The following is a 25,298-nucleotide window of genomic DNA, read 5'->3' on the forward strand; positions in this document are numbered from 1 at the left end:
TACTCCATTTTTACAGATTCTTAACGTCAGTCCTTAATCGTACTTCAATGCGACAAAATGATCCCTACGGCTTATTGCATTCTCAGGCTCAAAGCCAAGCTCATAATTCTCAACTTCAACGATTTGCGCCGATTCTCCTTGAATACCAGGCGGCATGGGGCTGCCGATCGCCATGCACTCAAACAATTTAGATGATATAGAGGCTGTGACTAAAGGTGATAAATAGTCAGTTCACAAGTGCGCTGCCCTAGACCAACGCTTCGTTTTCACAAATCACAATTGCACCCTCGGTGGCCAGGCGAGGGAGAAATCTTCGGCGTTTAATGTCAGGTTTGGACTATAAGTCGGGTCCGCGAACATATCAGTATTCCATCGCTTCCTCATGTATTCGATCTCACTCTGAAAACGTCGCTTTTTATCTGGGCTGTCCTCAAGCCCGCGAGAGACGGATTCATGATGGTACAATTCTGCATACGGGGTCCATATATTACGATAGCCTGCCTCGCGTAGTTTCAAGCAAAAGTCGATATCATTGAATGCCACCGCTAGATCGCATTCATTCAGCCCTCCAATTGCGGTGTAGATGCTTTTCCGCACAATCAGACATGCTGCAGTTACAGCAGTCATCGTTTGAATCAACTCTACACGGGGGATCGCGCTCACTTGTTCTCGTAGCAATCCCTTATAGGCATGACAGGCCACCCCTCCAAGGCCGACGATGACCCCGCCATGCTGAAGCGTTTCGTTAGGGTACCAGAGGCGAGCACCAACAGCGCCGACACCGGGTTGGGCCGCGATAGATATCATTTCCTCAAGCCAACCTGGCGTGATTACCTCGATATCATTGTTGATAAGGCCAATGAATTCTCCTTTGACTGCTTTAACAGCCGTGTTATTGAGCATGGAATAATTAAAAGGCCGCTCGTCGCGCAAAACTCTTATATGCTTCTTCTCGACTAGTTCGGACAGATAGGAAAGAGTATCTGGATCGTCGGAGTTATTGTCAACGACAATAATCTCAAAACTGTGATAAGTCGTTTTTTCAATAATACTAGAGATGCACCGACGCAAGAGCGACAACCCATTGCGGGTCGGAATGATCAAGCTAACCAGTGGCAATGGAGCTGGCAAAATGTAGTTAATTCGAAAGCCATGCGCTACTTGCTCTACGCTGGCCTCTATGCCCTTGCGCTTCAGATGATCTTCCAGCGCCCGTCTACCAGATATTGAGACATCATTATTTTTATTAGCCATTTTTGCCATTCCCTGTCCGAAGGCACGGCAATGATAGAGTACCCTTGGAATATGCAGGATTTGCTTCGGACTCAGCCTCTCAACAAAGCGAAGCGCAAGATCGTAATTCTGTGATCCGTCGTAATCGGATCGGAACCCGCCGACACTATCAAAAATATCTTTACAATAAATGCTGAGGTTGCCGATCATATTGCATGACAGAAAAAAGTCATGGTTCCAGTCGCTCTTAAAATAAGGATCAAAGCGGGCTCCGGTAATGTTGACCTTGTCTTCATCTGAATAAATCAGCCGGGCATCCGGATGCAAATTGATGGTGTGCGCCACATGGAAGAGCGCATCTTCCGACAAGAGGTCTTCTTGGTCCATTAGGGCCAAAAATGAACCTGAAGCCAGAGACGCGGCGCGATTCAATGCGGCGGCTATATTTCTCTCCGCCTCGAGAAATTTAACGATAATGCGCGAATCGTCACTGCCCAAATTTTGCAGAATTTGCCGCACATCAGGATCAGTTGAACAATCATACACAATACACAATTGCCAATGCGAATATAGTTGTCGCCTGACCGACATAACCGACTCTTTTAGTGAGTCGGGATCGGGATTATAAACGGGCATAATAATTGAGATTGTTGGCAACTCTTTCATCTCGCCGATTAAGGCGTTGATTCTAATCCTGATATCCGGCGTCACAGTGCTATACCGCTGGGACCATTCAGGATATCCCCTCGTTTCTAATGCAATCTGGAGTATCCGCTCTTGGACACCGTGCCAGCCCCTGCGCCTCAACGCGGAAAAAGCCAACTGCCCCGAAACTGCTATCCCGCCCCTCTTCTTTATAGCATGTCGGAAATCGCGACCAAGATGGACAGTTCTCTTTAATAATCCTCCAAGAAAACGGTATGGCGCCGTTAATCTCCAGCTAGACGACATTTGCATAGCCTGGAGATATGCGGTTTTTTCGTCAAGCGCCGTATTGCTTTCTTCTAATTGGTGTTCAAAAAGGGAATTGGCCAATTCTGCCTCGCCCAGTTTCTCCTGCATTGCGGAGCGCCCGGTCTCCGCAGCTTCAAGCTTCTTTAGACTTTCATCCCAACCGGCTTCTGCTACTTCAAGCTGCCTCTGAAGATCAGCGATACGGGACCCAGCTTCGGCTACTCGCATTTCTGCACTTTCCAACTTGATAAACGCTTCCTTAATTTCGCTCCTCTTTGCCGCGAGTTCCTCAACCGGTTGCAGCGCTCGCGCGGCCCATTTGTTCCCGCTCTGATCAGTTTTGGGCTGAGTTTCACCATGGTGCGTAACGATATCAGGAACAATAGCCGCAGTTTTACCAACGACGACACGCTTTCCTAAAGCATTATTATCTGGAACCGCTTTATGAATAATACACATAGAGTTGATGAACTCAATCAAATGAATGGAAGCAAGCGCATCCTCGTCTATATTGACTCCATACTGACGCTCGAAGTCCTCGACCAGCGATTTGCGTGACTTTTCGATGCCCCAATGCTCATGATTGACGATATCGACAAGGCTTTTGAAGAATGACATCGACGAATAGGGATGGAATAGGCCGCCTTCGAAATTTCCCCAATAACTACAGTGCAGATCTTCTACAATATATATTCCACCATCAACAACATGCTTAAAGTATAACGAGAATGATTTAACTATATCCGATGATTTATGAGATCCATCATCAATGACAATATCAAAACTTTCTGACAATGCGGTAATGGCTTGATAGGTTGTGTCCATATTTGCATCGCCAACGACCAACTGAATTCTGTCGTCTGTAAAATCAAGATTTCGACAGCTTTCATTAATATCGCAACCAATGAAAATTTCGCCCTCTGCGAAATATCGGCTCCATATTTCCAATGAACCACCATTTTGGATGCCTATTTCTAGGAGTTTTACATCTCTGTTTCTATACGAGTGAAAAATATTGTGATATACATCTAAATATATTGACCATTTGTCAGAAACCTTACCAGTGTGTTCATTATAAAGTTCACGTAAATATTTTTTTTCCATCTTCTCGGCCATCTTTTATGTATTTAACGATCTTGTTGATACACCAATTCTTAATTGTATTATAATTTCATTTTTTTCCAGCCTAGGTATTCGCTTTTACTACTCTAAATTAGAATGGTAATTATGGCAGTTTGATGCTCAGAAAAATAGTATAAAAAGTACGCATACCGGGGTAAACAATTCCGTCTACCTGCATTGGCTAAGCAGGAAAAGTCTGGCCAGAAACTCGAGAGCCTCTCCAGTTCACCCGCCGAAGCAGAAGAACGATACTATGCCATGCTGGCCGCGCCAGCCTTGGCTGGTCAACTTGAGCGTGTTAACACTTGCTTTCCCGAAACCGGGCCGGTTTACCGAGCCTGTAGAAGCGACTGAATGTTCGGGCATATCCTTCGTCCGGGTTGATGTACCAGAGTTCAGAGGTAATGCCATTCGGGACGATGCGTCCCAGACGCGGATGACCCAGGAATGTGCCGACAAGGCATACGGCGTCCCGACGATCAAAATCCCAGTTGTTGATCAATGTCGCATCCGCCAACTCCTTGGGATCTGGATGCTCACCATTGAACAGGCGTTCGAGATCATGAACAAGCGCCTTGAGGGCCTTGATTTCTGCTGCAAGTCTTTCCCGGTTGAACGCGCCATCGTTTGCGATAATTGCCATGAGATTTTCCTTTCATTGAATATGCGGGATCGCTCACGCCCGAACTAACGAGCGCATTTTGGAATGAATCCGGATTGTTGGTTGGGCTGGGCGTCGGTCGGGGCGACCGCTCAGGCCGGGCCGGGTGCGTTCGTCTCCTGAGAGTTGTTATCTGCTACGCTCACCGAAGCATGACTGCCTTGCTGATCCTGTCGTTGGACGGCATCGTTGAGAATGGCAGTGACGGTTTCACCCTCCAGAACGCCATGTTCGAGCAACGTCCCGGCAAGCATCCTGTGCGCTTCTGCGTAACGGACAAGTCCGTGACAAGCGGTGTCATAGGCTTTTTGCAGCCGCTCATCGACACGGTTCGTTACCGGATGGTTTGCATGGAGCAGTTCCCCTCGTGTCACGCCGTCGCAAAACAGCAATGGCCGTTTTCTGGCAAAGCCGTATGTCGTTTCCATTGCCAGCGCCAGATCGGTTGCATTGGCGAGATCACTTCCCGCTCGCATCCCGGAGCCGACAGAGACATCACCAAGAACAAGCTCTTCCGCCGCCCTTCCCGCCAGCATCACGGCAAGATTGTCTTCGCAATCCTTTTCCAGTGGAATAAGCTTGCGACGCTCCGTTGCCAAACCGAGCCCCACCTGTTCTTCAATGCTGAGCGTCAGCGGATGGCCGACTTGCAATATATGACGGATGAGTGCATGACCTGCCTCGTGCACCGCCATGCGCCAGCGCTCTTCCGGCAGGAACGGTCTGCGATTGCCAACAATGCCCTTTTCAATATCCTTCCAGGTAAGCCGACGCTTCTTGCGGCGTGCCTGCTGGCGAGCCTGGCGGACGATCCGCTCGATATCGGCTCCCGTCATGGCCTGTGCCTTTAGTGCCAGCGGACGCAGATCGCGCAAACTCCTGAGACGTTCATCTGCTTTGCAAGCCGTCATCGCTGTTGCTCCATCTGTCGTGTTTCCAGCACAGCTTCAAGATCAGCACCAAGATGATGCGCGAGAATGCCGACCAATGCATCCGTGTCAGGTTTTGGTATCCGGACATGAATTTCCAGCCGTCCGGACCGTAACAATGCCTCATCAATATCGTCGGGCCGGTTGGTCGCACCCACAATGACGATGCCTTCCTGTCTGACGGCACCATCCATCAATTCCAGCAGTTGATTGACGACAGCGTTCCAGTAATCCGCATAATCGCGCGATGGATCCTGTCGTCGCCCGATGCTGTCGATCTCGTCAATAAACAAAATGACCGGAGCATGAGACGCCGCTTCTTCAAAAGCACTCTTCATGCGCAGCAACACATCACCAAGATGACCCATCCGCAGCCATGTTGCGATAGAGGTCGCAAGGACAGGAATGCGCAGGCTATTACACAGCGCCCGTGCAAAAGTGGTCTTGCCGGTGCCAGGCGGGCCGGACAGAAGCAGCCGTGTGCTGATGTCAGACCAGACGAGCGATCCTGAATTCCACAATGCAAGGTCTTCCTTAAGCGCCAGCGCCCAATCCACCGCCTCGCCATAGCCAGACAGGTTTTCCACGCACAGAGTTGGTGTTCGACGCATGACGCTCTCTGCGGAACCGACATCACTGAAGCCATCATCGAGCGGTTCAGGTTCAATCAATCGGCTGTCGGAAACAATCTTTCTGCCATGCCGACCGCGTTCTCCAGTCGAGAGTGGCTTTTTATCATCGGCCTTATCCCTCTTTTTATCTGCCTCTTTTTGCTTTTGCTTCTGCTCCTGCACCGGATGTGCCTGCTTTCTCCCCTCCAATTCCCATTGGGCCAGCAAATAGGCAAAAGTTTTCTGCCGTGTGCTGGCTTCCCTGAACGAGTGTCTCAACTCTCGTAATGAACCGAGTGTGAACTCCTCAGGAAAAACGGTGTCGGCATCGTGCGTCGTCACCGTATCGAGCAGCCGGTTGAGAAGAGCGCCGTCAAGCACACCGGTATCGAAGACAACGTCTGCCGCCACTTTCAACCCGGCCGGAATCTCGTATTGCATATCAACGATACCGAGAAGCCATTCGCCGCGTGAGAGTGCGTCTCCAATGCTGTCTTCGTCGATCAATGCGAGTTTCTCAAACCCATCAGCATCGATAGTATTGATAATGACATCTGCCGGACGGAGGCGGCCCCTTGTCCGCTTTAACTGCCGGATTGTTGTCGTTCCCCAGTGCTCGAGGGGCCGCACTACAACATGCCCGCGATAAAGCCGCTGTTCATTCAACATCCGGAGCAGGATATCTTCAAAGCCTTCGATATTGGTGCGTATAATGACAAGCCCGGATCGTCTGCGTGAAAGCTCCATCAAGTTGTTTTGCCCGAAACTCCCCTCTTTCAGAGCACGTGCCAGCAGATGACAGACTGCGATATCGCCAATATCGGGTTCGGCACGAAAGCAGCGCAGGAGTTTCAAAAGATATGTTCGCTCGACGGGAGCATGGGGCATATCGCTCAGAAACATTGGAAATGGCAGTGACAGAGCAAACTGGTCGTTCACACCGGAAGCATCCAGATTGAAGCTGGCACCGAGATAAGCGTTCAAGACACGCAGATCATGAATGGGATGACCGGTCAGAGACAGTACTGTTCGATCTGTATCATCCGGATCAGATGACTGTTCCGGCATATCGAAGCGCATCGCGAAAAATCCATCAACGTCGACTTCAGTGTGAGACAATAGATCGAGTTCGCAGAAAACCTGTCGCACGTCGCGATACAAAGCATGTTTCAGGCGGGCAAGCAGATGCCGCCCAAGCCGGCTTGCGCCGGGTTGGTCAATGATCATCGAGATTCCTCCGAATTATTGATTATGAACAGCTATCGGCGCGTAACGCGCAAAAACCTTCCCGCTTGCCCACCCGCATCAGGCGTCAGGATACGAAGAGCCTATCCGCCCAGGCATTCAGTGGCTTCCATAGCGATGCGCTGTAATGTTTCGTCAATCACACGGCAGGGTATCGGGCTTGAGGATTTGAACTTGCGGTAAAGACATGCGGTCGAGCGCTTCAATTGCAATCTTCGCAATCTCTTTATCAATCAGCCGCGCTTGCTCGTCTTCGGTCTTCGCGAATGTGTCGCCAATCCAGATGATAAGCTCTTCCCTAAGCGCTTCCTGCACATTAAGGGCTTTCTTCGCGATCCCCGGTACGCCGAGCAGACGATCAAGATCAGCCAGTGCCCAGATCCCCTCCTCGGTCTGGCTTTCATCGAGCAACGGATCGATCAGCGCGAATTCATATTGTTCGATGTCGATGCCATAATATTGTGACGCCAGACGTCCCCACATGGATGGTGTGTTCGATGCTGCAGTGCGCCACTGACACAAGGTGTCTTTGTACACACTGACGCCGTAAACCATGCTCAATACGCGGAGTTGTTTCTGTTTCGCATCATAATGCAACAGATCAAACGCATACGGCCTCGATGGAAGAGCGGTGGCCGCAATCTCGATGTCAGTTTTAGCCGGAACCGATTTTGACGCAACAGACTCGATCACATGATTAAGCGTATCGCGCGTAATCGGCATAGACCGTGCCGGTGCCGTATCACCAGAAACCTTTGCCCGCGCTGATGCTTCTTCGATATGCCCAAAAATCTTTTCGCCTTCATTCCAAATTGCCCAACGTAGCAGTGTATCGCGAGCCGCAAGCTTCTGGCTTTGCCGGTCATGGGCTTGATCAATCCGGTGAAAAAGCCAGGACAAATAGAGAGAGGCATTGAGTTCCTGCTTGAAAGTCCGCACGGGAATCTTGTGTTCGATAAGATCGATATAACCGATGACCGTTTCTGCAAACATAGGTTCTCCTTCCCCGGAGCGATGCAATCGCCGGAGTAAAATAGTGTGAAAGGTCGGCCGCGCTTGCCCTTGCAAGCAGCGTCGGATTTTGAAGACAGCAAAGACCGTGACGTTGCGCGCGAACGCACACGACCAGAGCGCCAGAACGGAAATTGGGAGTTCGGGCTTTAAAGAGCGCCGAACGCGTTAGAAGCGGAAATTATTTCCACTGCGGAGCCGCAAGGCCGACGAGGAATTCAGGGCGCAGATCTTTTAATCCGGGACGAATGTCGCTAATAACCAGCATAGCTTGGCTCCTGTGTTGGCAGGCTAAGTTAGTCTCCATTCTGGTGTTACCAGCACCGGAATGGAGGCGTCTGATCAATCAGACAAGGTGACTATTGCAGGATCTCAAACGTGCTGCAAGGATCCAAAACGAAAAAAGATCCCAAGACAGCATTTTTATCTAAGTCCCGGATATCACCGGCTTTTTCGTTTTTGTGCTTACGGCTTCAAAAGCCAGTGGCCGTAAGGCTTTTGTATCTGTCATCGATAGAACAGCACTATTAAAACAAGACAAAAGTTATCCACAGGCGGGGCCTCAGGAACCATTTTAACAGTAGGTCATAGGGCTCATTGAGCGAAGCAGCCTCTTCGGATATCCGGCCTTACTGCAAACGGCGTTTAGGGGTGAATCGGAAAAATCCCCTCGGGTAACGCTGTTTTCGAATTTTTGAATCGGATGACTGCAAATTATTTCGATTTGAAACGCGTTGCCGACAAATCGAAAGGACGTGCCTGCACATTGCGCGCCCCGACCGGCCCGCCATTTCAAACCCGAGATTTCCGATTCAGCTGCAAACGGCGTTTGATTAAGTAATGGGGGGAGAACAGATAAAAAGGAACAAACGCCGTTTATGAAACGAACCTGTTGAATGCTCCTGTCGATGATCTAGCGCGGTTTTTATCATCCAGAAATGCTACACCGTGGGTTGGCCCTACACTATCGCGCAACCAGTCCGGGGAGCGCGACATGATCGGCGGCCTTGTGCGAGGTGACAAAGGCCAAGTAGCTGCCGTCATAGTGCATGGGCGCGCCCAACATGGCCGAGAAGCCCGGTTGTGCAAATTGCCAAACGCCCGAGGGGTAAAGGCGTGCGTTGACGGCTTTGGCAAGCCAGCTTGACGTTCGTATCAGAAGCATACCGTGATATCTGTCTAAGCGCCGACCTTCGAGGCCCCAGTCAAGACACCGTTCCGGTGATGACCGCCGTCAGACTGGCTTTACGTAAGCGCGTAAGCCACCCAACGTATCTTTTGTCGAGGTGATGGGCGATTTTCCGTATGAATCATGCCGGGAGTCCTATGAATGACGATATGAATCATTCCCAGATATTTGAGGTTTTGACGGCGGAACCCGTGCGAAGCCGACGGCGGGCGTGTGACTGATCGGATGACGAGAAGGCGCGGATTGTTGCCGCGTCATTGCAGGCTGGAGCCAACGTCTCGGCGATTGCACGGTCTGAAGGTCTGGACCCCTCGCAGCTTTATGGATGGCGTCGTAAGGCGTTTGCTTCTGGTGTTGTTTCGCCAGCAACAGCGGGAACGGACAGCCTGTGTTGAGAGCGTAAGCCAGCCCATTGACAACCTCGTGCCTACAAGCAGCATACTTGGCGGGCCAGATCAAAGGATCGATCAATTCCCATTCCCCGCCCATCAGATCACTCGGATAGCACAATTCAGCGCGCGTGTATTTCCCACGGTTCGACGCAAAGCGTTTTCCTGCGAGCCATTCGCAAACGCCGTTTGCGGCAGAATCGGAAAAATCAGCTCAGGCAACGCTTTTTTCGAATTCTGAATCGGATGACTGCAAATTATTTCGATTTCAAACGTGTTGCTGACAAATCGAAAGGACGTGCCTGCACATTGCGCGCCCCCAACCGACCCACCATTTCAAAGCCGAGATTTCCGATTCATCTGCAAACGGCGTTTCATGGAGTAACGGGGGGAGAACAGACAAAAGAAACAAACGCCGTTTATGAAACGAACCAGTGAAATCAGGTGGTAGCAGGTTTTGGAAGCCATCTTCATTGTTCCGGGTCGTCAGCGCCTTCATGAGGCATCAAATGCACTTTGCGCCGGAAACCCCACCCCCTTTTGGTGTATCTGTCAATCAGATCATCAATGACATCCAATGAAGCATCTTTATCGAAGCCCTGATCTGCCAGCCCGTCAAGCAGCATATCAATCAGCTTCTCCATCCCATCCTGATTGCCAGACTTCATCGCTTTGGCAATCATGAAATGCAGGAACACCCGAGCAACGTCGTCGCGTGTCGGTTTGCGCTCTGCTCTCAGTCGATCCCGATATTCTTTCTGTCGCTCACGCTGCTTGCGCAGGCGTTCTGCCTGCTGCTTGTTCGATGCCATTCCCCCTCCCAGTTGCCTGCTAACAATTAAATTCTGAGCTCAAAACCTGTCGGCGCATAGCGTTTTTCGTCATCCCCGCCCTGCCCGCAAACGGCGTTTGCGCCTGAATCGGAAATCTCGGATTCAGCAACGTTCGCCCGTAACTCTGCAACGCTCTTCCCAAGTTTTGAATCGGGTTACTGCAAATCAGACTAAATCTACGTGACTTGTCCGCAATCTGGATTGATATGTCTACACGTCATTTTGCCAGCCCCGCAATTCCAGATACAGTACCGGAAATTCATTACAATCTATATCGCTCGAAGGCGGCCATCACATCCACAACGGAATTGACCAATTGGTTCATGGGCAGGGTTTTGCCTGCCATGAATTGGCAATGCGAAAAATGATCCTGGAACATAAAGGAGGTTCGGTTTGCCTGAACAGTTTTGGGCGTTTCGCTATGTGGATTTCTGAACCGCACCGGATATGACTCCGAGTAAAGTGGACGCGCCCTAAGCTTGCAGTCTTCCTGTGATTTTGCTTAGTGCAAATACCGTTTAATGTGGAATGTTAAATTCGTGGATACCAGAAGAACGACAATTCTCGTGACAGGCGGAGCTGGCTATATCGGCTCGCATACTTGTGTTCAGCTGATTGAAGCTGGCTATGACGTCGTGATCGTTGATAATTTTGCCAACAGCCATCCGGAAGCTTTGCATCGCATAGAAAAAATCACCGGACGCGCACCACGCCGCGAAGCTGGTGATATTCGTGACCGAATTTTTCTGGAACAGGTTATACGACAGAATAAATGCACCGCAGTTATTCACTTTGCGGGCCTCAAGGCGGTTGGTGAATCGACCGAGAAGCCCTTATTTTACTATGACTGCAATGTCGTGGGCACCCTGCGCCTGTTGCAGGCTATGGAAGCCACTGGCATCAAGACATTGGTGTTCAGTTCCTCGGCAACCGTATATGGCGAGCCGCAAAAATTGCCGATTCTTGAAAACGAGCCTCTCAATGCGGCCAATCCTTATGGCCGTACTAAGCGGGTCATTGAAGACATCCTGCGCGACCTTTATAACAGCGACAATAGCTGGAAGATTGGCATTCTGCGCTATTTCAACCCCGTCGGCGCACATGAAAGTGGCCTGATTGGGGAAGACCCCAAAGGGCTTACCAACAATCTTATGCCCATCATCGCGCAGGTCGCGACCGGACATCGCGAAAAGCTCAGCATATGGGGCAACGATTATCCTACCCCTGATGGTACCGGGGTTCGCGAATATATTCATGTGGTCGATCTGGCGGCGGGCCATCTCAAGGCGCTTGAAAAGCTTGATGAACCACAATGTTTTTCGGTCAATCTGGGTACCGGGCAAGGCCATAGTGTTCTGGAAGTCATTAAGGCGTTCGAACATGCCTCAAATCGTGAAATCAAATATGAAATAGCCCCTCGCCGCCCGGGTGACATAGCCGCGTACTATGCGGACCCAAGTTTCGCGCGCAATTTCTTGGGCTGGTCGGCTGAAAAGAACCTGCGCGAGATGTGTCAAGATATGTGGAACTGGCAATCAAAGAATCCGAACGGATATGAGTGAGCCCCCTTTAAGATTGCACTCGCCGTCTCGGCTTCTCTTTTTCTTTTTTAAACCAGGGCGCAGGTTCTTTTGCCTCGACGTACGGCAGCAAACATAAAGGCTGCGGTTGCAGATGGCTCGTAATGACCGGATACACGGAGATTGCTTTTTTCATCACGGTCAAGCTGGCAATATTCGTATAACGTGTTTCTCCTTCCGTTCGGCCCAGATGCCCGGTAATGTCTTCCATAATCGACATTTCTATCCCCTTCTGTTTCAGCGTGTTGCTGAAACCGTGCCGCAACGCATGGATTGCGCTTCCCCAAAGCTGATCACCAAGCCCCGTTTCCGCTTTCAGCAAAGGGACAAAGCTCTTGTAGAAACGATCACCGGTATCGTTTTTGCGTCTTGGAGCGACCAATTCCGGAAATAAACATCTGTGTCCGAGTTCCTTCAAACGCTTTGCGTAGTCGATAAAACCCAGTCGGATAAGCTCATCTGGCACGGGGAGATCGCGGACTGATTGGAGGTTCTTCAGTCCTCGGAGCTCATTTTCCCGAATTTTGATGGACCAGATACCTTCATCCTTTGCGTAAACCACATCATCGACCATGAGGCCCGTAAATTCGGCGCGTCTTGCGCCCAGATATGCGTAAAGCATTGGCACATAATAAAGGGACGAATGATATACGGCCTGCCCGAACTCCCGCATTTCCTGCGAGATGGGCCCGGCACAACCGGTGAACACCGGAATCTGGAAGATCGGTTCAACCTGCTCAGGGCCGGGTTTAGCAGTCAGCGCCCGAACGGATGCGAGGCTGCGTTTCTTCGGCTTGATTCCTTTAAACGTGAACGCCCGTAACATGAAACCTGAGGCGACAAGATGGTTCAGGAACTGTTCGAGATTACCAAGGTGACGCCTGATTGTTCCACTCGACAAGCCGACCTTGGGTGCTGGCAAATTAAGTTTTTGTGCACGGATTACTTCCCGTTGTGTCGCTTCGCGCAATTGCACGGTCGTCATCGCCACGTAACGCGAACTGCTTCCCCATCTGGCAAGAATGTTATTGAAATGCTGGCGCAACGCCGCCAAGTGGGTCTGATTAATGGCACTGCTCGTGAGAACATTGTGCTCGCCCAGAATGCCACAAAAAATGCGAACAACTGTCTTGACGTCCTTTGCCGTGCCTTCGTTCCAGTTCTCACGGTTATTGGCAATCAGAAGGTCGCACTGCTTCATGAAATGCTTCACTGGCAGGTCCTCCCCAGTGAGCCCCAGCATGTCAGATGCTGATGCAAGAACAGGATTTTCCGCAACTGGCTGTGGCTGTGGCTGTGGCTGTGGCTGTGGCTGTGGCTGTGGCTGTGGCTGTGGCTGTGGCTGTGGCTGTGGCTGTGGCTGTGGCTGTGGCTGTGGCTGTGGCTGTGGAATGATATCCAGCACAGGTTCCACATTTACAACCGAAACAATTGGTGCTGACCGGGCCGGGTCTGGTTCAGCCTGTTCGTCAGGATAATCGATGAGATAGCGATCATCAGTATCGAGCAGAACGTCTGCACGCGCTTTGAAATATTCAGCCTTGGCCTTCTCAAAATTAAGGGTCGAATAAGACAGACCATACTCTTGCATGAGAGCACGCATTTCGTCGACGAAGCGCGAAGATTCTGCATCCTGGCGTTCAGCACGATAAGATATCGCGATGCCGTGATGGAGGCTCTGCGGTACCTTCGATTGCTCCAGAAAACGCCAGCCCTGACAGCTTTCCTCTTCAAACAAGACGCGACGGGTACCAAATTTTTCCAGAAGCCTGTAAGCCCACCCGACTTCCAGATCGGCGGCCAGATTATCGATCTGATGGAAACCTGTCGGGGTGCGCTGGCCTGCAAATTGCAGGTTCTCCATATGATCATTCATCCGCGCGATTTCGGACTGAAACAATCGTTCGAGGGCTTCTTTCGACATCAATGCACTTCGCGGATGTTCTGCTATTTCAAACAGCATCAGATTAAGCTTGCGGGCCATACGACCCGCCTGCCGATGATCCGATTGTTTAAGGCTGAATGCAAGATGACGCGCGCCGATATGCTCGCTCATCCGTGACGGAAGACGCGGACGCCAGTAAAAAATATTTCCGCGCCGTTGAAGATTCTGAACCTGATGTCTGATTGCCATGATGGACTCGCCGTTTGGAGCCACGAGACAAACCGACCAGGGCGAATCGGCATGTGTCATAGCTCTGTGTCACAGTTTTGTGCACAGTCGGCGAAATAGAGAAAAGCTTGAGGATTCCCAGCCGGGAAACATTAAGTAAAATCAATAAGTCATTGATTTTACGCATGATTCATGGCTGGGGCGCCTGGATTCGAACCAGGGAATGGCGGTACCAAAAACCGCTGCCTTACCGCTTGGCTACGCCCCAACAAATCAAACCGAAGCAATCGGTTGCGCGGCCTTATAACCGCTTCGAAACCCGAGCGCAATCGCCTAATCACGAAATCCCGCATAAGCTTACAAGCCCTGTGAAGAACGTTTTCAACCGCATATCGTCGCCACTTGTTCCCTAAAACGAAACCGCCGATTTGCGTCCGGCTTCAAAGCTGCTACTTCCTAAAGGACAGGTGTATTTTCGGTATTCACTATGCTGTTTTTGCTGATTTCGTTTCTCGTCAGCGCTGTCTTGTGCAGCGTCGGTCTATATCTGCTGAACCGGCTCTTGCCCGAGCGCTTTCTCGCGGCGCGCATGAGTTCTCGCTCCAACCATACGACGGTAGCGCGGCAAATCGGCGGATTGGCACTTATTCCCGCAATTATCGCAACGCTGTTGATCTTTGCGCCGGATCTGGAAATCAACGCATTTCTGGCGCTTTGCCTTTCCGGGGCCTCGCTGCTGCTCTGGATCGTCGGCGGACTGGATGACCACTATGAGCTTTCAGAGATCATCAGACTGGGATCGCAGTTCATTGCCGCCGGACTGGTTGTCTACGGCCTGGGCCCGGATTTCCGGTTGCTGCCGGACCTCCTGCCCTACTGGCTGGAGGCAACTCTCATTGTCTTCGCGCTGGTGGTGGCCATCAATGTGACTAACTTCATGGACGGTCTCGATCTCATGACTGCCGCAGGCGTAGGGATTCCGCTGGCGGGGATCGGCAGTCTGGCCGCCCTTGGCCTTGCCGGGCTCGAAAGTGGCGGTATCGGCATCATCGCGGCAGGTGGAGTGCTGGGCTTTGCCCTGTTCAACCGTCCACCAGCAACGATCTTTCTGGGTGACTCTGGAAGTCTGCCACTTGGCCTGATCACAGGAACAGCGCTAATCCTGCTCGCACGGGAAACGCATATCGCCGTCGCGCTGATCCTGCCGCTCTATTATATTCTCGACGCAGGCACGACCATCGTGATGCGGTTAAGCCAAGGCGAGAACATCCTGAAAGCGCATTCCAAACATGCCTATCAGACGGCGAAGCGCTCAGGCTGGAGCGTGCTCAAGGTCGTCGGCCACGTGGCGCTTCTGAACATGATCCTCATTGCCTGTGCCATAGCGTTGCTCGCTCTCGATCACACAATTACCCAGATCGCGTTCCTGCTTGTAGCCATTGTCGCGACGCTGGTTCTGCTGCTGGATTTTCGCGGGCGCTTCAGGAAGCTATAACGTCGAACAGCACCTTGCGAACGGCATCAATATCGCCGCTTTCCATGGCAACACGGAGAGCCGTAAGGCTTGCCGGAACATCCACCGCAGCCTTTTTGCCCTGCGGGGCGCGCATGATCTTGGGATGGCGGGTCGGCTTCGCCTGTGAAGGATCGTAGAAGAGCTCTTCATACATCTTCTCGCCTTCACGAATCCCTGTCGTCTCAATTGCAATATCGCCGTGCGGATTCTCGTTATTTCGAACGGTCAGCCCTGCCAGCAGGATCATGTTCTCGGCCAGATCGCGGATCTTCACCGGTTCGCCCATTTCGAGCAGAACCGTATCGCCCGACGCGGCGATACCACCAGATTGCACGATAAGCTCGGCAGCTTCCTTGATCGACATGAAGTAGCGGGTCATGTCCTCATGCGTCAGCGTAATCGGACCACCACCGGCAATCTGCTCACGAAAAAGCGGGACGACAGAACCGTTCGACCCCAGCACATTGCCAAAACGGACAGAATAGAACGCCTTCTTCTTTCCCGATTGCTCGGCCAGCAAACCGCAATAATAGACGACCAGTTCAGCCCAGCGTTTGGTTGCGCCCATCACATTCGTCGGTCGCACCGCCTTGTCGGACGAGATGAGGACCATGCGTTCAACATCGGTATTGAGAGCGGCCTGCGCCACTTCCAGCGTGCCGAACACATTGTTGAATATACCGACCAGCGGGTTTTTCTCGACAAGCGGCACATGCTTGTATGCTGCACAATGATAGACCGTATCGACATTGTTGTCGCGAATGGCTTTCTCGACGCAGTCCCGGTTGCTGACCGTCCCAAGGATCGGCACAATCTCGCAACTGGCGATCTGCCTGAGCTGCCTTTCAATATTGTAAAGTGCGAATTCACTCGACTCGAACAAAACGATGCAGGCCGGGTTCCATTGTGAAATGGTACGGCAAAGCTGGCTGCCAATCGAGCCGCCCGCTCCCGTCACCATAATGCGCCGGCCTTCGACCACTTCTCGCAGCAAGGCCGCATCAGGCGGCACGGGGGAACGCCCGAGCAGATCATCGATCTCGACATTGCGTAGCGAGCTGACCAGATATTTCCCAGCCGTCAGATCGGCAATTGGCGGAAGAATACGCGTATTGACCGGAAGGCGCCCCAAAAGCCGCGCGAAATCCTGACGCTGTTTCTGTTCCAGCGACGGTTCAGATACCACGACCTGCTTGATACCGTAATTTTCGATCAAGGTGGGAATGTCTTCCACGCCATAGACCCGCAGCCCGATAATATCCATGCCATTAAGCTGGCCATCGGGATCGACGAAGCCGACGACCAGAGTATCGCTATGGCTGCGGAGCGCCGTTGCGAGTTGGCGAGCGGGCTCGCCCACGCCGATAATCAGTGCTGAACTCGTATAACGTTTGTCCGACTCGGAGCTACGCAAAAGCCATTTCGCACCAAAACGGCTAGCAGAGATGAATACAGTGCTCAAAAGCCAGTAAAGCAGAGGAACAGAGCGTGGCAGACCGGCACTACCGTAGAGCTCCATCAAGAACACCAGAGCAACCCAGAACAACGAGGCGATAGCAGTAGCCTGAAAGATCGGCCAGATCGCGCGTTCAGCCAGATAACGGATGATGGCGCGGTAGAGTCCGAAGCGAATGAAAACCGGAATTGCCAGAACGGGTGCGATGAAAATAAGAAACGTCTGCCCTTCGTTCGGCACGAAAACGAAGCCGAGACGGATGACAAAGGCCAGATAAGCACTCAACAACAGCAGGACACAGTCGCTCAGCATCAGAATGATCTGTTTGCTGGCGCGGGGCAAAAGCGCCAATCTCTGCCATGGATATTTCAAACTCATACGCGTGTTATCCCGCTCTCCGCCGGAGAGAAATACCGGAACGATTCCAGCGCCATAAGGCTATTTATACTACTAATGGGGATTAAAGCTTAGTCAATCCCTTCGCGGCGTGCTGCACGCCGTAGCTGCGAAGCATTCTAATTTCTCGCCACCGTTAACATGAGTCCTCCGGAAGGACTATATCAATTGCCGTTTCAGGCGCTTAACAAACATCTTTTGGCAAAATTACGGCTCGTAGACCGTCCGCGGCAACTGTAAGCGGCCAATCCGCCGCATTTGTTGTCAGGCAATTATGGTGTTGGTGCGAATGCTGCGCCAATTGGTGCCATCAGAATAGGCCATCTCAGTACCGGATAGAGCGTTGGTCACGAAGACCATTGCGCCTGCGCCGTGAATTGCGGGAAAGGGAAGCATCGAGACGGTATAGGATGCGGGACGTATAGGACCATCAACATCAAGCCGCGTCTGCGGCCAGATCGAACCGACTGCAACATTGCCGGTCGCGTGATCGATCCGGATTGCCTCCCGCCATTGTCCGGTATCGCTGCTTACCTTCACGCTGAAATCATTACTGCCGTTCAACCCCATTTCGGCGAAGCCGGTCCAGTTGGTCTGATACAGAAGGCTTGCCGTATCGGTCACCGCCTGCTTGTTCACCTTCACCTGATGCCCTGCACCGGCATGGTTGAACAGGCTGGCATCCGACGAGATGGCCAGCCGGTTAACCGCATCAGCAGTGGCATGAACGCCCAGCATGGATAGGGAGAGGTTTTCCGGAACCGACGAAACGCCCTTCCATAGCATGCCGTCGAAAACCAGCAACAAAGCTTCGTCCTCGACATAGGCCTGCCAGCCGATAGCAGGCGTCACGAAGAGCCACCCGCCATCAATGAAAAGAGGCAATTGCGCCGCCTTTTCCTGTCCATGCCCCGGCAGGCGCCGCAGCCACGAGATAGCGATCGCCGCTGGCAGGTGTTTCGGGCGCTTCAACTCGATTCCGTGATTTGACGCTCAGATGCACAACAGCATCGAGCAGCCGCAAGGCCTCATTGTGGGTGACATGTTTCTGCGCCTGACTGGGCAGAATATAGGTCATTTTCAGATTTGGGGTTTGGTCCATGAACAGCTCCTCGCAGTGGATAATGCGAAGAGTCTAGTTCGTCTGCCCGAAAAGAGGATAAGTCCGGATCAGCTTCCGCGATAGGTGGAATAGGACCACGGGCTGACAAGCAGCGGCACATGGTAATTTCCATCGACATCGGCGATTGCGAAGCGGATCGGAATAAGGTCGAGAAACGGAGGATTGGCTTGTTCCGCACCGCGTCCCTCAAAATATTCGGCAACATGGAACTGCAACTCGTAAGTGCCGGTGCGCAATTCATCACCGGAAAGCAGAGGCGCATCCGTGCGTCCGTCGAGATTGGTCACCGTCCGCTTGATGAGTTCGGAAACGCCGTTTGTGGCGATACGATAAAGCTCAATGCGCATCGCCGCCGCTGGACTGCCGTGGGCAGTGTCGAGAACATGTGTGGAAAGTTTACCCATAATATCCCTCGATAAAGCTCAGGCAGGTTGCGTCGTTTCAATGCGGTAGGCGGTATCGGAGAAGAAAAACTCCTCCAGATTGTCTTCCTTGCCTGCCCGGTCGACAATCAGAAAATCGGATTTCTGCTCAAGCGCCAGTAGCGGGTGGTGCCACACATTGCGCAGATAATTGACGCCCTGATCACCACGCGCAAGGAAAACACGCGGACGTGCAGGCTTGCCTCCGTTATCCTCGGCGACGACCACAAGGAACGGCCTGCCGTTCAATGGAACGAATGCCTGCGAGCCAAATGGATGACGTTCCATCATGACGATATCGATTGGCGCTTCGAACGATTGTCCGCGGAAAATATTGACGAGAACCCTTGCTTCCGTGCCAGCGGCTTCGACACGCGCGAGATCGTGGTATCGCTCGGTCGTTCCGTTGTTGATCAGACGAAGCTCAGCTCCTTCTGTCTCGATGACATCGCCAAATGGCGCAAAAGCGTCTTTTGTCAGCGGCTCGACCACCAGAGTTTCGACGTGCAAATCATCCTCCCCGTAAAAGCAGATTTCTTATAGCGACAAAGCTTGTTGAAGAGGTCTCTGTCAATTGCGAAGCAGTTTCAACCGAAACAAGAAAAAGCCGGGCCAACGACCCGGCTTTCAACATGCAGAACCGATAAAAATTCAGCGCTTCAAAAGTGACATCACCGCAGGGACACCGCATGCGGCAAGTGCGAGTTTCACGAGATCGCCGACGATAAAGGCGCCGAACCCGAAGGCAATCGCCTTTTCCAGACCGAAAAGATAAGCCATCCAGCCTGCCCCCATCAAAAGAATGACGGCTTCTGCGAGTAGCATTGCACCGCCGAGAGCGAGAGGGTTACGCGCCAGTCCCTTGTCGGCAGCACGTCCGACGATCCAGGCAGCGGCAAGATAGGAGAGCAGATAACCACCTGTCGGGCCAACCATATAGGCAAGGCCGATGCCCTTCTCCGGCGTTCCGGTGAAAACCGGCATGCCGAGCGCACCTTCGAGCAGATAAAGAGCGACAGTCGCCACGGCGAGCCGCGAACCGTAAAGCGCTGAAATTGCAAAGAGAGCGAAGGTCTGCATCGTCACATTGACGTAGACCAGATCGACTTTGATCTTGGCAGAAATGGTGAGAACAGCCGTTCCGATCAGCGCAAGCCCGACAAACCAGAAAGCACGGGCCAGTTGTCTTGTCGGCAGATATTCTGCTGCGAGAGAGGCGGTGGCGACGCGAGATTTTGCTCTATGAGGCATATCCAACTCCACTTTTGACGCGGCGACAGACACCGGGATCTGAAATTCTCGGGAACCTGTCCGCTGACGCGATTGTCAGCCCACGTGACCGTTCACGTTTGCAACCCGACTATATAAGGCCTATGCCGTTTCATCAATCAAACCAAAGAAGAATGGAAGCCGCTTCAATGGCGCTTGTTTTCGACAGCAGTTTCACGCCCCAATATGGGAAGCCGGTTGAACTGAGTAAAGGCATCTTGCGCCTCACCGTCAATAATCCGAGCGCTTTCACCTTTCACGGCACCAACAGCTATCTTATCGGCACAGATACGCTGGCGATCATCGATCCCGGCCCTGAAGATGAGGCGCATTACAACGCCTTGATCGCAGCTATTGCCGGTCGTCCGGTCAGCCATATCTTCGTCAGCCACACCCATCGCGATCATTCACCTTTGGCCCAGCGTCTGAAGGAAAGCCTTGGCGCTCGCACCGTTGCCGAGGGATCGCATCGCCCTGCCCGCCCCTATTATGCGGGCGAAACAAACATGCTTGAGGCAAGCGCCGATACGGAGTTCGTTCCGGATATTGCACTGACCGACGGAAGCACGATCGAAGGTGATGGCTGGGCTCTGGAAGGAATTCATACTCCCGGACATGCCGCCAATCACATGGCGTTCGGCCTGAAAGGAACCGGCATTCTTTTCTCCGCAGACCATGTCATGGCCTGGGCGACGTCCATCGTCGCACCGCCGGACGGCTCGATGAATGACTACATGGTCTCGCTCGAAAAACTGCTGGCACGCGACGACAAGGTCTATCTGCCGGGGCATGGCGGCGCCGTGACCAAGCCTGCCGCCTTCGTTCGTGGCCTGCGTGCCCATCGCAAGATGCGTGAACGTGCCATTTTAGAGCGTGTTCTACAGGGGGACCGGACAATCGGCCACATGGTGAAAGTGATTTATCGCGAGACTGATCCGCGATTGCACGGTGCGGCAGCGCTGTCCGTGCTCGCACATCTGGAATATCTGGTTGGACGTGGCGAGGTCACGACCGATGGCCACCCATCGCTCGACAGTATCTATCTTCCCGGCTGATTATTCCACGTCCGCTGGAGCCTTGTTGACCTCGCCTTCCAGCGCCCCCAGAAAATCGGTAATGAAACCGGCATTCTGCCCCATATCGCGCTTGCCATAGCGTGACAGCGAGCGCACATCGACATAGGTAGTTTCGCCTTCGTCGAGCAGGCGGATGACGATATCGCTTTTCAGACCCAGTATGAAACTATGCGCGGTCACGGCAAATCGCGTCGCGTTCTGTTCCGGCGAAGACACATTGCGCGCGATCTCCTGCCACCCGAAAGTCCTCAGAACCGTCTCGACCCCTTGCGCAACGCGGTCCGGTGCGGCTTCATAGCGGCGTCCGACCACATCGGGATAGGCGGTCAACTGGGTCAGCGCATCGCCACTCACGGCCACGGTCAGCGGATTCATCCATTGCAGGCGTGGTGGCATATTGGACGGGAATTGCGGCGGCGTCTCGAAATCCGTGGATATGTCGTAGAGGGGTGGAGAGAGATACCAAAGTGCCGTGACCAGTCCGACTGGAAGCAGCACGGCAAAAGCGAATATGCCGCCCCAGAAGGAGCGTGCGCCACCCTTGTCGCCATTGACCCAGAGATTGCGAAAACCTTTAGCCGAGCACAGAAGGGCCAGAGCGGCAAGACCAGTGCTCAATCCGGCAAGCAGCACCAAATCCGGTGTCTCCAGTGTCCAGAAGCGATGCAGAAGAAACGCCATCGCAAGCAGCACGAGCGCAAAAACACCAAGCCGAAGCGCCCATACTGCAGAGCGCGACTGACGCCGCTGGTAGCGAAGTTTTCTCATGCAGTCTCCGAGAACATTTCCAGCTTATACTGAATCATTGGAGCCGCTCTGTCTCTCTGTTTTCACACAGTATGAATAGCAGAGAGATTTTCGATCGGCAAAACTTCGGCGTAGAAATTCAAATGCCCCACCTGGCTTGGACATGGCGGGGCACTTTTCCTGGCGATGTTCTTTAGAGCAGCTCCGGTCAAAACTGAGTTGCCGGAACCGCTCTAACTATTTGTTTCGTCGCATTGTCCCACGCAAAACCGCTTCGCACTTTTGCTGGAAATGCTCTAGTAACGCGCATCTTTCGGCTTCTTCATGTTCGGCCAGTCCTTCACCTTGCCTGCGAAGTCGGGACGCGGCATGTGGGTGAAATATTCCGACACATCAATGGCTTCCTGATCGGTCAGGACATCGCCCTGCCCGATGGGCAGATTGTAGTTCTGGGCTGGCGGCATCGCATATTTGACGAACTGCGCCGCCTTGTAAGTCCGGGCCAGTCCGGCTCCGATGTTGAAGCTTTCATCCCCCCAGAGCGGCGGGAAGATATAGTCACCGGCCTGGTCCTTCATGCCTTCGCCACCCGCGCCATGACAGGTCGAGCATTGTGCGGCATAGATTCTGGCGCCATTGACTGGATCGGGAACAAGGCTTTCATCGATGGGACCGGCATTGCGGATCGCCACTTTGGTGCCCTTTTTCACATCCTGCCGAAGCCAGTCCATATAGGCGACCATCGCCTTCATGTCGGCCCCCTCAGGCGGTAGCGGTTTGCCGTTCATCGAACGCTGGAAGCAGCCATTGATGCGCATCACCAGATCGACTTCCTTGCCTGCACGGGGCATGACGGCGGGATAGAAGTTGCTGCTGTTGATATAGGAAGCGACATTATCCATCTTGCCCTGCCCCATGTGGCAGGAGTTGCAATTCAGACCGTTGCCGACATTGTCGGGCAGAAGCCGCGCGGTTTCGTTGAGCAACCGCTTGCCATGCATGATTTCAGGCGCGTTCGGTTGCTTGAGAATGTCACGGTCCGGCGGGATGACATAGGTTCCGACCTGATTTTTATCCTTGTCCAGAACCGCATAGGCTTTGGGAGCCGGGGCATCCAGCGAAGGCCGCAGGTGATTGAAGAGGAATGCGCCGCCCGTTACTGCCACGGCAAAACTGGCACCAAGAACGACAATCGTACTGGTTTTCATTGCTTGTTCTCCGGAACGTAATGGACGGGCTTGTGAGCGATTTCACGCCGCATACGCGCGATATCCTGCTCCGTTATGGCAGCGCCGTGGTTGCCCCAGCCGTTGCGAATGAAGTTCAGGATTTCGGCGACCTGCCAGTTTGGAAGATTGGCAAAGCCCGGCATGGTGAAAGCCATCTTGTCCGCTGGCGTGTCAGGCGTCCTGCCCCCGGTCAGAGTGACCTGAATGAGCGAGCTTGGATCATCGGCAAAGACAATCGAATTGCCAGCAAGCGCCGGATAGATGCGCGGTGCACCCTTGCCGTCCATACGATGGCAGACCGAACATTGCTCGACATAGGACAGAGCGCCCGGTGCACTGAAATCTCCCACCTTGAGGGCCGCCGTCGTCACATCTTCCTTCTGTTGCCATTCACGTTCGCGTCCTTCGCTTGGTGGCAGCGACTTCAAATAACGGGCAATTGCGCGCAAATCATCTTCCGCAAGATATTGGGTCGAATGCTGCACGACATCGGCCATCGAGCCGAACGCCGCTGTGCGATCGGTACGCCCGGTCTTGAGGAAGGTGACGATCTCGTCTTCGGCCCAGCTCGAAAGGCCTGTATCCTGATCGCGCAGGTTTTTCGCATACCAGCCTTCCAGAACCGAACCGGACAGGAACTTGCCCTTCGGATCGTTCTTCACCGCTTTTTCTTCATAGGCGAGACCACGTGGCGTATGGCACGCGCCGCAATGACCGAGCCCCTCGACCAGATAAGCGCCGCGTGCGATCACCGGATCGGTGTCGGCTGCAATCTCAAACGAACGCGAATTTCGAAAGAAAAGCTGCCAGTAGGCGAGTGGCCAGCGCATGTAGGTTGGCCACGGCAAAGTGCTGGGCTGGTTATCCTGTTGTACCGGCTCCACCTTCGACATGAAGAACGCATAAAGCGCCTTCATGTCCTCGTCATTCACGACCGTATAGGAAACAAAGGGCATTGCCGGATAAAGATGGAAATTATCCTGACGCACCCCCTGCCGTACGGCGCGCTCGAAGTCGGCATAGCTGTAGCCACCGATACCGGTTTTGCTGTCTGGCGTGATGTTCGTGGAATAAATCGTGCCAAGCGGCGTCTGCATGCCAAGCCCGCCCGCAAACGCCTTGCCTCCCGGAGCCGTATGGCACGCAGCGCAGTCTCCCGCATGGGCGACATACTCGCCTTTTTCGATCAAAGCCTTGTCGGTGACATCGACGGCGGCTTCGTGTTTCGCCGTCAGCCAATGGGGTGTTGAAAGCGCAAAGAGCCAAGCTGCGGCTAGCGCACCCGCGCCGCCGACCGCCGCTTTCCAGATCAGTTTCATGTGCCCTCCGACACCAATTCCCTTGTGATGAAGAGAACGTCGAAGATTCGGGATGAAAGAGCATTGACCGCGATCAAAACCTGTCGGGGGAATATTTAGCGATCTACAAAAGCAATAGCTAATGCACGTTTGGCGTGCTTGATAGATTAGGCAAATCGCATTAGGGGCAGCACCCTCCAGGGGCGCCGTTCAATCTGATTACGGCAGATTGGCGCTCCAATTGTTTGTTCAGCACGCATCTGGTCCGAAAACCGTTTTGCACTTTTCGGGATGCGTTCTTAGCCTGCAAAGATCACCAGCTTTAAGAATAAGTGAGAAAAAGCTAGGTAAATCAAATAAAAAGGCATTGCAGCAACCGCTAACAGAAGGCATGATTGCGAATGTGGGGGCTTATATTGCAATCGTCGGAGAGGACGGAATGGATCGCGCCCTTCAAAATGGCAACCAGTCATCGGACGGCACAACCGCAGAGGATGCGATGACGCTTGAAGCCGTCGAACTGGAGTTTGCGCTTGGAGCCATCGACGTCCTTATCGAAGGTTTTGATTCCGCGCTCGCCAAGGCCGCAGAACGCGTTGGCGGCGAAGTTCTGTTCAATATGCCTGCTCTCGACACCAGCGAAGCACAACGCATCGGTGCAATTGCCATTGCCGGGCAACCGGAAGATCAGGTTATCTTCGTCACATTGCGCAACTGAACTGAAGGTGTCCGAGAGACGGGCGTGCCGAGTCTTGGGTCAGCATCGTTCCACGCAGCGCAAGATCGCCAAGACCCCGGATGATGAAGCATCATTGACTGCGGACATCACAGCGCTCGCCCTCCAATATGGTCGCTATGGCTATCGTCGCATCACGGCGATGCTGCACCAGGCTGGC

19 protein-coding genes, 1 tRNA gene and 3 pseudogenes are annotated in these 25,298 nt (G+C 52.9%); 6 read left to right on the top strand and 17 right to left on the bottom strand.

Annotation, left to right across the window (positions count from 1 at the left end):
- Nucleotides 1-273: 273 nt before the first annotated feature.
- From ABWW28_RS25745 to ABWW28_RS25770, 6 genes are all read right to left on the bottom strand, one after another.
- Nucleotides 274-3,303: a glycosyltransferase family 2 protein gene (locus tag ABWW28_RS25745; protein WP_210208036.1), complete on the bottom strand. Its 3,030-nt coding sequence runs from the start codon at nucleotides 3,301-3,303 to the stop codon at nucleotides 274-276.
- A 304-nt stretch (nucleotides 3,304-3,607) separates the two neighbouring features.
- Nucleotides 3,608-3,952, bottom strand: coding sequence for a DUF6634 family protein (locus ABWW28_RS25750; RefSeq protein ID WP_114048333.1), 345 nt, complete (start codon nucleotides 3,950-3,952; stop codon nucleotides 3,608-3,610).
- Between the two features lie 110 nt (nucleotides 3,953-4,062).
- Nucleotides 4,063-4,881, bottom strand: a complete 819-nt coding sequence (locus ABWW28_RS25755) for an ATP-dependent metallopeptidase FtsH/Yme1/Tma family protein (RefSeq protein ID WP_114048334.1) — start codon at nucleotides 4,879-4,881, stop codon at nucleotides 4,063-4,065.
- Complete coding sequence (locus ABWW28_RS25760) at nucleotides 4,878-6,737, bottom strand: AAA family ATPase (RefSeq protein WP_353392696.1); 1,860 nt, start codon at nucleotides 6,735-6,737, stop codon at nucleotides 4,878-4,880. The genes ABWW28_RS25755 and ABWW28_RS25760 overlap by 4 nt, the downstream gene beginning before the upstream one ends.
- Before the next feature lie 153 nt (nucleotides 6,738-6,890).
- The gene (locus tag ABWW28_RS25765) at nucleotides 6,891-7,748 is read right to left on the bottom strand and encodes a hypothetical protein (RefSeq protein ID WP_114048336.1); all 858 of its coding nucleotides are present in this window, start codon (nucleotides 7,746-7,748) and stop codon (nucleotides 6,891-6,893) included.
- Nucleotides 7,749-8,730: 982 nt separating this feature from the next.
- Complete coding sequence (locus ABWW28_RS25770; RefSeq protein WP_114048337.1) at nucleotides 8,731-8,931, bottom strand: hypothetical protein; 201 nt, start codon at nucleotides 8,929-8,931, stop codon at nucleotides 8,731-8,733.
- A 257-nt stretch (nucleotides 8,932-9,188) separates the two neighbouring features.
- On the opposite strand from ABWW28_RS25770, the pseudogene ABWW28_RS25775 reads away from it, so the two are divergent.
- Nucleotides 9,189-9,350, top strand: a pseudogene (locus ABWW28_RS25775) (transposase); the annotation flags it as partial.
- 464 nt (nucleotides 9,351-9,814) lie between these two features.
- On the opposite strand, the gene ABWW28_RS25780 reads toward ABWW28_RS25775, so the two are convergent.
- Nucleotides 9,815-10,156 carry a hypothetical protein gene (locus ABWW28_RS25780; protein WP_114048338.1) on the bottom strand — a complete coding sequence of 114 codons (342 nt, stop codon included), beginning with the start codon at nucleotides 10,154-10,156 and terminating at the stop codon, nucleotides 9,815-9,817.
- A 560-nt stretch (nucleotides 10,157-10,716) separates the two neighbouring features.
- Here ABWW28_RS25780 and galE point away from each other — a divergent pair.
- Nucleotides 10,717-11,739 carry a UDP-glucose 4-epimerase GalE gene (galE, locus tag ABWW28_RS25785; protein ID WP_353392699.1) on the top strand — a complete coding sequence of 341 codons (1,023 nt, stop codon included), beginning with the start codon at nucleotides 10,717-10,719 and terminating at the stop codon, nucleotides 11,737-11,739.
- A 7-nt stretch (nucleotides 11,740-11,746) separates the two neighbouring features.
- On the opposite strand, the gene ABWW28_RS25790 is transcribed toward galE, so the two are convergent.
- Together ABWW28_RS25790 and ABWW28_RS25795 are read right to left on the bottom strand one after the other, a co-directional pair.
- Nucleotides 11,747-13,891, bottom strand: coding sequence for a DUF6538 domain-containing protein (locus tag ABWW28_RS25790; protein ID WP_353392701.1), 2,145 nt, complete (start codon nucleotides 13,889-13,891; stop codon nucleotides 11,747-11,749).
- A gap of 172 nt (nucleotides 13,892-14,063) precedes the next feature.
- A tRNA-Gln gene (locus ABWW28_RS25795) sits at nucleotides 14,064-14,138 on the bottom strand.
- 219 nt (nucleotides 14,139-14,357) lie between these two features.
- On the opposite strand from ABWW28_RS25795, the gene ABWW28_RS25800 reads away from it, so the two are divergent.
- A complete protein-coding gene (locus ABWW28_RS25800) occupies nucleotides 14,358-15,365 on the top strand; it encodes an MraY family glycosyltransferase (protein ID WP_094513429.1) in 1,008 nt (335 codons plus the stop codon).
- On the opposite strand, the gene ABWW28_RS25805 is transcribed toward ABWW28_RS25800, so the two are convergent.
- From ABWW28_RS25805 to ABWW28_RS25825, 5 genes and pseudogenes are all read right to left on the bottom strand, one after another.
- Nucleotides 15,352-17,220: a polysaccharide biosynthesis protein gene (locus ABWW28_RS25805; protein ID WP_094513431.1), complete on the bottom strand. Its 1,869-nt coding sequence runs from the start codon at nucleotides 17,218-17,220 to the stop codon at nucleotides 15,352-15,354. The genes ABWW28_RS25800 and ABWW28_RS25805 overlap by 14 nt on opposite strands.
- 282 nt (nucleotides 17,221-17,502) lie before the next feature.
- Nucleotides 17,503-18,340, bottom strand: a pseudogene (locus ABWW28_RS25810) (DUF2793 domain-containing protein).
- Between the two features lie 68 nt (nucleotides 18,341-18,408).
- Nucleotides 18,409-18,765, bottom strand: coding sequence for a hydroxyisourate hydrolase (uraH, locus tag ABWW28_RS25815; protein WP_061345181.1), 357 nt, complete (start codon nucleotides 18,763-18,765; stop codon nucleotides 18,409-18,411).
- An 18-nt stretch (nucleotides 18,766-18,783) separates the two neighbouring features.
- Nucleotides 18,784-19,293, bottom strand: a complete 510-nt coding sequence (locus ABWW28_RS25820) for an ureidoglycolate lyase (protein ID WP_151606416.1) — start codon at nucleotides 19,291-19,293, stop codon at nucleotides 18,784-18,786.
- Nucleotides 19,294-19,434: 141 nt separating this feature from the next.
- Nucleotides 19,435-20,034, bottom strand: coding sequence for a biotin transporter BioY (locus ABWW28_RS25825; protein WP_036578020.1), 600 nt, complete (start codon nucleotides 20,032-20,034; stop codon nucleotides 19,435-19,437).
- 167 nt (nucleotides 20,035-20,201) lie between these two features.
- On the opposite strand from ABWW28_RS25825, the gene ABWW28_RS25830 reads away from it, so the two are divergent.
- Nucleotides 20,202-21,107, top strand: coding sequence for an MBL fold metallo-hydrolase (locus ABWW28_RS25830; RefSeq protein ID WP_353392704.1), 906 nt, complete (start codon nucleotides 20,202-20,204; stop codon nucleotides 21,105-21,107).
- On the opposite strand, the gene ABWW28_RS25835 is transcribed toward ABWW28_RS25830, so the two are convergent.
- The 3 genes from ABWW28_RS25835 to ABWW28_RS25845 all read right to left on the bottom strand — a co-directional run bounded on the left by ABWW28_RS25835 (nucleotide 21,108) and on the right by ABWW28_RS25845 (nucleotide 24,423).
- Complete coding sequence (locus tag ABWW28_RS25835) at nucleotides 21,108-21,896, bottom strand: DUF1499 domain-containing protein (RefSeq protein WP_094513438.1); 789 nt, start codon at nucleotides 21,894-21,896, stop codon at nucleotides 21,108-21,110.
- Between the two features lie 275 nt (nucleotides 21,897-22,171).
- On the bottom strand, nucleotides 22,172-23,083 hold the full coding sequence (locus tag ABWW28_RS25840) for a c-type cytochrome (protein WP_259030364.1): 912 nt from the start codon (nucleotides 23,081-23,083) through the stop codon (nucleotides 22,172-22,174).
- Nucleotides 23,080-24,423, bottom strand: coding sequence for a c-type cytochrome (locus tag ABWW28_RS25845; RefSeq protein WP_353392706.1), 1,344 nt, complete (start codon nucleotides 24,421-24,423; stop codon nucleotides 23,080-23,082). The genes ABWW28_RS25840 and ABWW28_RS25845 overlap by 4 nt, the downstream gene beginning before the upstream one ends.
- A gap of 418 nt (nucleotides 24,424-24,841) precedes the next feature.
- Here ABWW28_RS25845 and ABWW28_RS25850 point away from each other — a divergent pair, with 418 nt between their 5' ends.
- Together ABWW28_RS25850 and ABWW28_RS25855 are read left to right on the top strand one after the other, a co-directional pair.
- Nucleotides 24,842-25,120, top strand: a complete 279-nt coding sequence (locus tag ABWW28_RS25850; RefSeq protein ID WP_353392708.1) for a hypothetical protein — start codon at nucleotides 24,842-24,844, stop codon at nucleotides 25,118-25,120.
- Between the two features lies 1 nt (nucleotide 25,121).
- A pseudogene (locus ABWW28_RS25855) lies at nucleotides 25,122-25,298 on the top strand (IS3 family transposase); the annotation flags it as partial.

The organism is Brucella sp. NBRC 14130 (assembly GCF_040371715.1).
Taxonomy (GTDB): domain Bacteria; phylum Pseudomonadota; class Alphaproteobacteria; order Rhizobiales; family Rhizobiaceae; genus Brucella; species Brucella intermedia.

Excerpts from the sequence above, each read along its gene's own strand:
- ABWW28_RS25745 (WP_210208036.1), bottom strand. The coding sequence starts at position 3,303 with ATGGCCGAGAAGATGGAAAAAAAATATTTACGTGAACTTTATAATGAA.
- ABWW28_RS25750 (WP_114048333.1), bottom strand. The coding sequence starts at position 3,952 with ATGGCAATTATCGCAAACGATGGCGCGTTCAACCGGGAAAGACTTGCA.
- ABWW28_RS25755 (WP_114048334.1), bottom strand. The coding sequence starts at position 4,881 with ATGACGGCTTGCAAAGCAGATGAACGTCTCAGGAGTTTGCGCGATCTG.
- ABWW28_RS25760 (WP_353392696.1), bottom strand. The coding sequence starts at position 6,737 with ATGATCATTGACCAACCCGGCGCAAGCCGGCTTGGGCGGCATCTGCTT.
- ABWW28_RS25765 (WP_114048336.1), bottom strand. The coding sequence starts at position 7,748 with ATGTTTGCAGAAACGGTCATCGGTTATATCGATCTTATCGAACACAAG.
- ABWW28_RS25770 (WP_114048337.1), bottom strand. The coding sequence starts at position 8,931 with ATGCTTCTGATACGAACGTCAAGCTGGCTTGCCAAAGCCGTCAACGCA.
- ABWW28_RS25780 (WP_114048338.1), bottom strand. The coding sequence starts at position 10,156 with ATGGCATCGAACAAGCAGCAGGCAGAACGCCTGCGCAAGCAGCGTGAG.
- ABWW28_RS25790 (WP_353392701.1), bottom strand. The coding sequence starts at position 13,891 with ATGGCAATCAGACATCAGGTTCAGAATCTTCAACGGCGCGGAAATATT.
- ABWW28_RS25800 (WP_094513429.1), top strand. The coding sequence starts at position 14,358 with ATGCTGTTTTTGCTGATTTCGTTTCTCGTCAGCGCTGTCTTGTGCAGC.
- ABWW28_RS25805 (WP_094513431.1), bottom strand. The coding sequence starts at position 17,220 with ATGAGTTTGAAATATCCATGGCAGAGATTGGCGCTTTTGCCCCGCGCC.
- uraH (WP_061345181.1), bottom strand. The coding sequence starts at position 18,765 with ATGGGTAAACTTTCCACACATGTTCTCGACACTGCCCACGGCAGTCCA.
- ABWW28_RS25825 (WP_036578020.1), bottom strand. The coding sequence starts at position 20,034 with ATGCCTCATAGAGCAAAATCTCGCGTCGCCACCGCCTCTCTCGCAGCA.
- ABWW28_RS25830 (WP_353392704.1), top strand. The coding sequence starts at position 20,202 with ATGGCGCTTGTTTTCGACAGCAGTTTCACGCCCCAATATGGGAAGCCG.
- ABWW28_RS25835 (WP_094513438.1), bottom strand. The coding sequence starts at position 21,896 with ATGAGAAAACTTCGCTACCAGCGGCGTCAGTCGCGCTCTGCAGTATGG.
- ABWW28_RS25840 (WP_259030364.1), bottom strand. The coding sequence starts at position 23,083 with ATGAAAACCAGTACGATTGTCGTTCTTGGTGCCAGTTTTGCCGTGGCA.
- ABWW28_RS25845 (WP_353392706.1), bottom strand. The coding sequence starts at position 24,423 with ATGAAACTGATCTGGAAAGCGGCGGTCGGCGGCGCGGGTGCGCTAGCC.
- ABWW28_RS25850 (WP_353392708.1), top strand. The coding sequence starts at position 24,842 with ATGGATCGCGCCCTTCAAAATGGCAACCAGTCATCGGACGGCACAACC.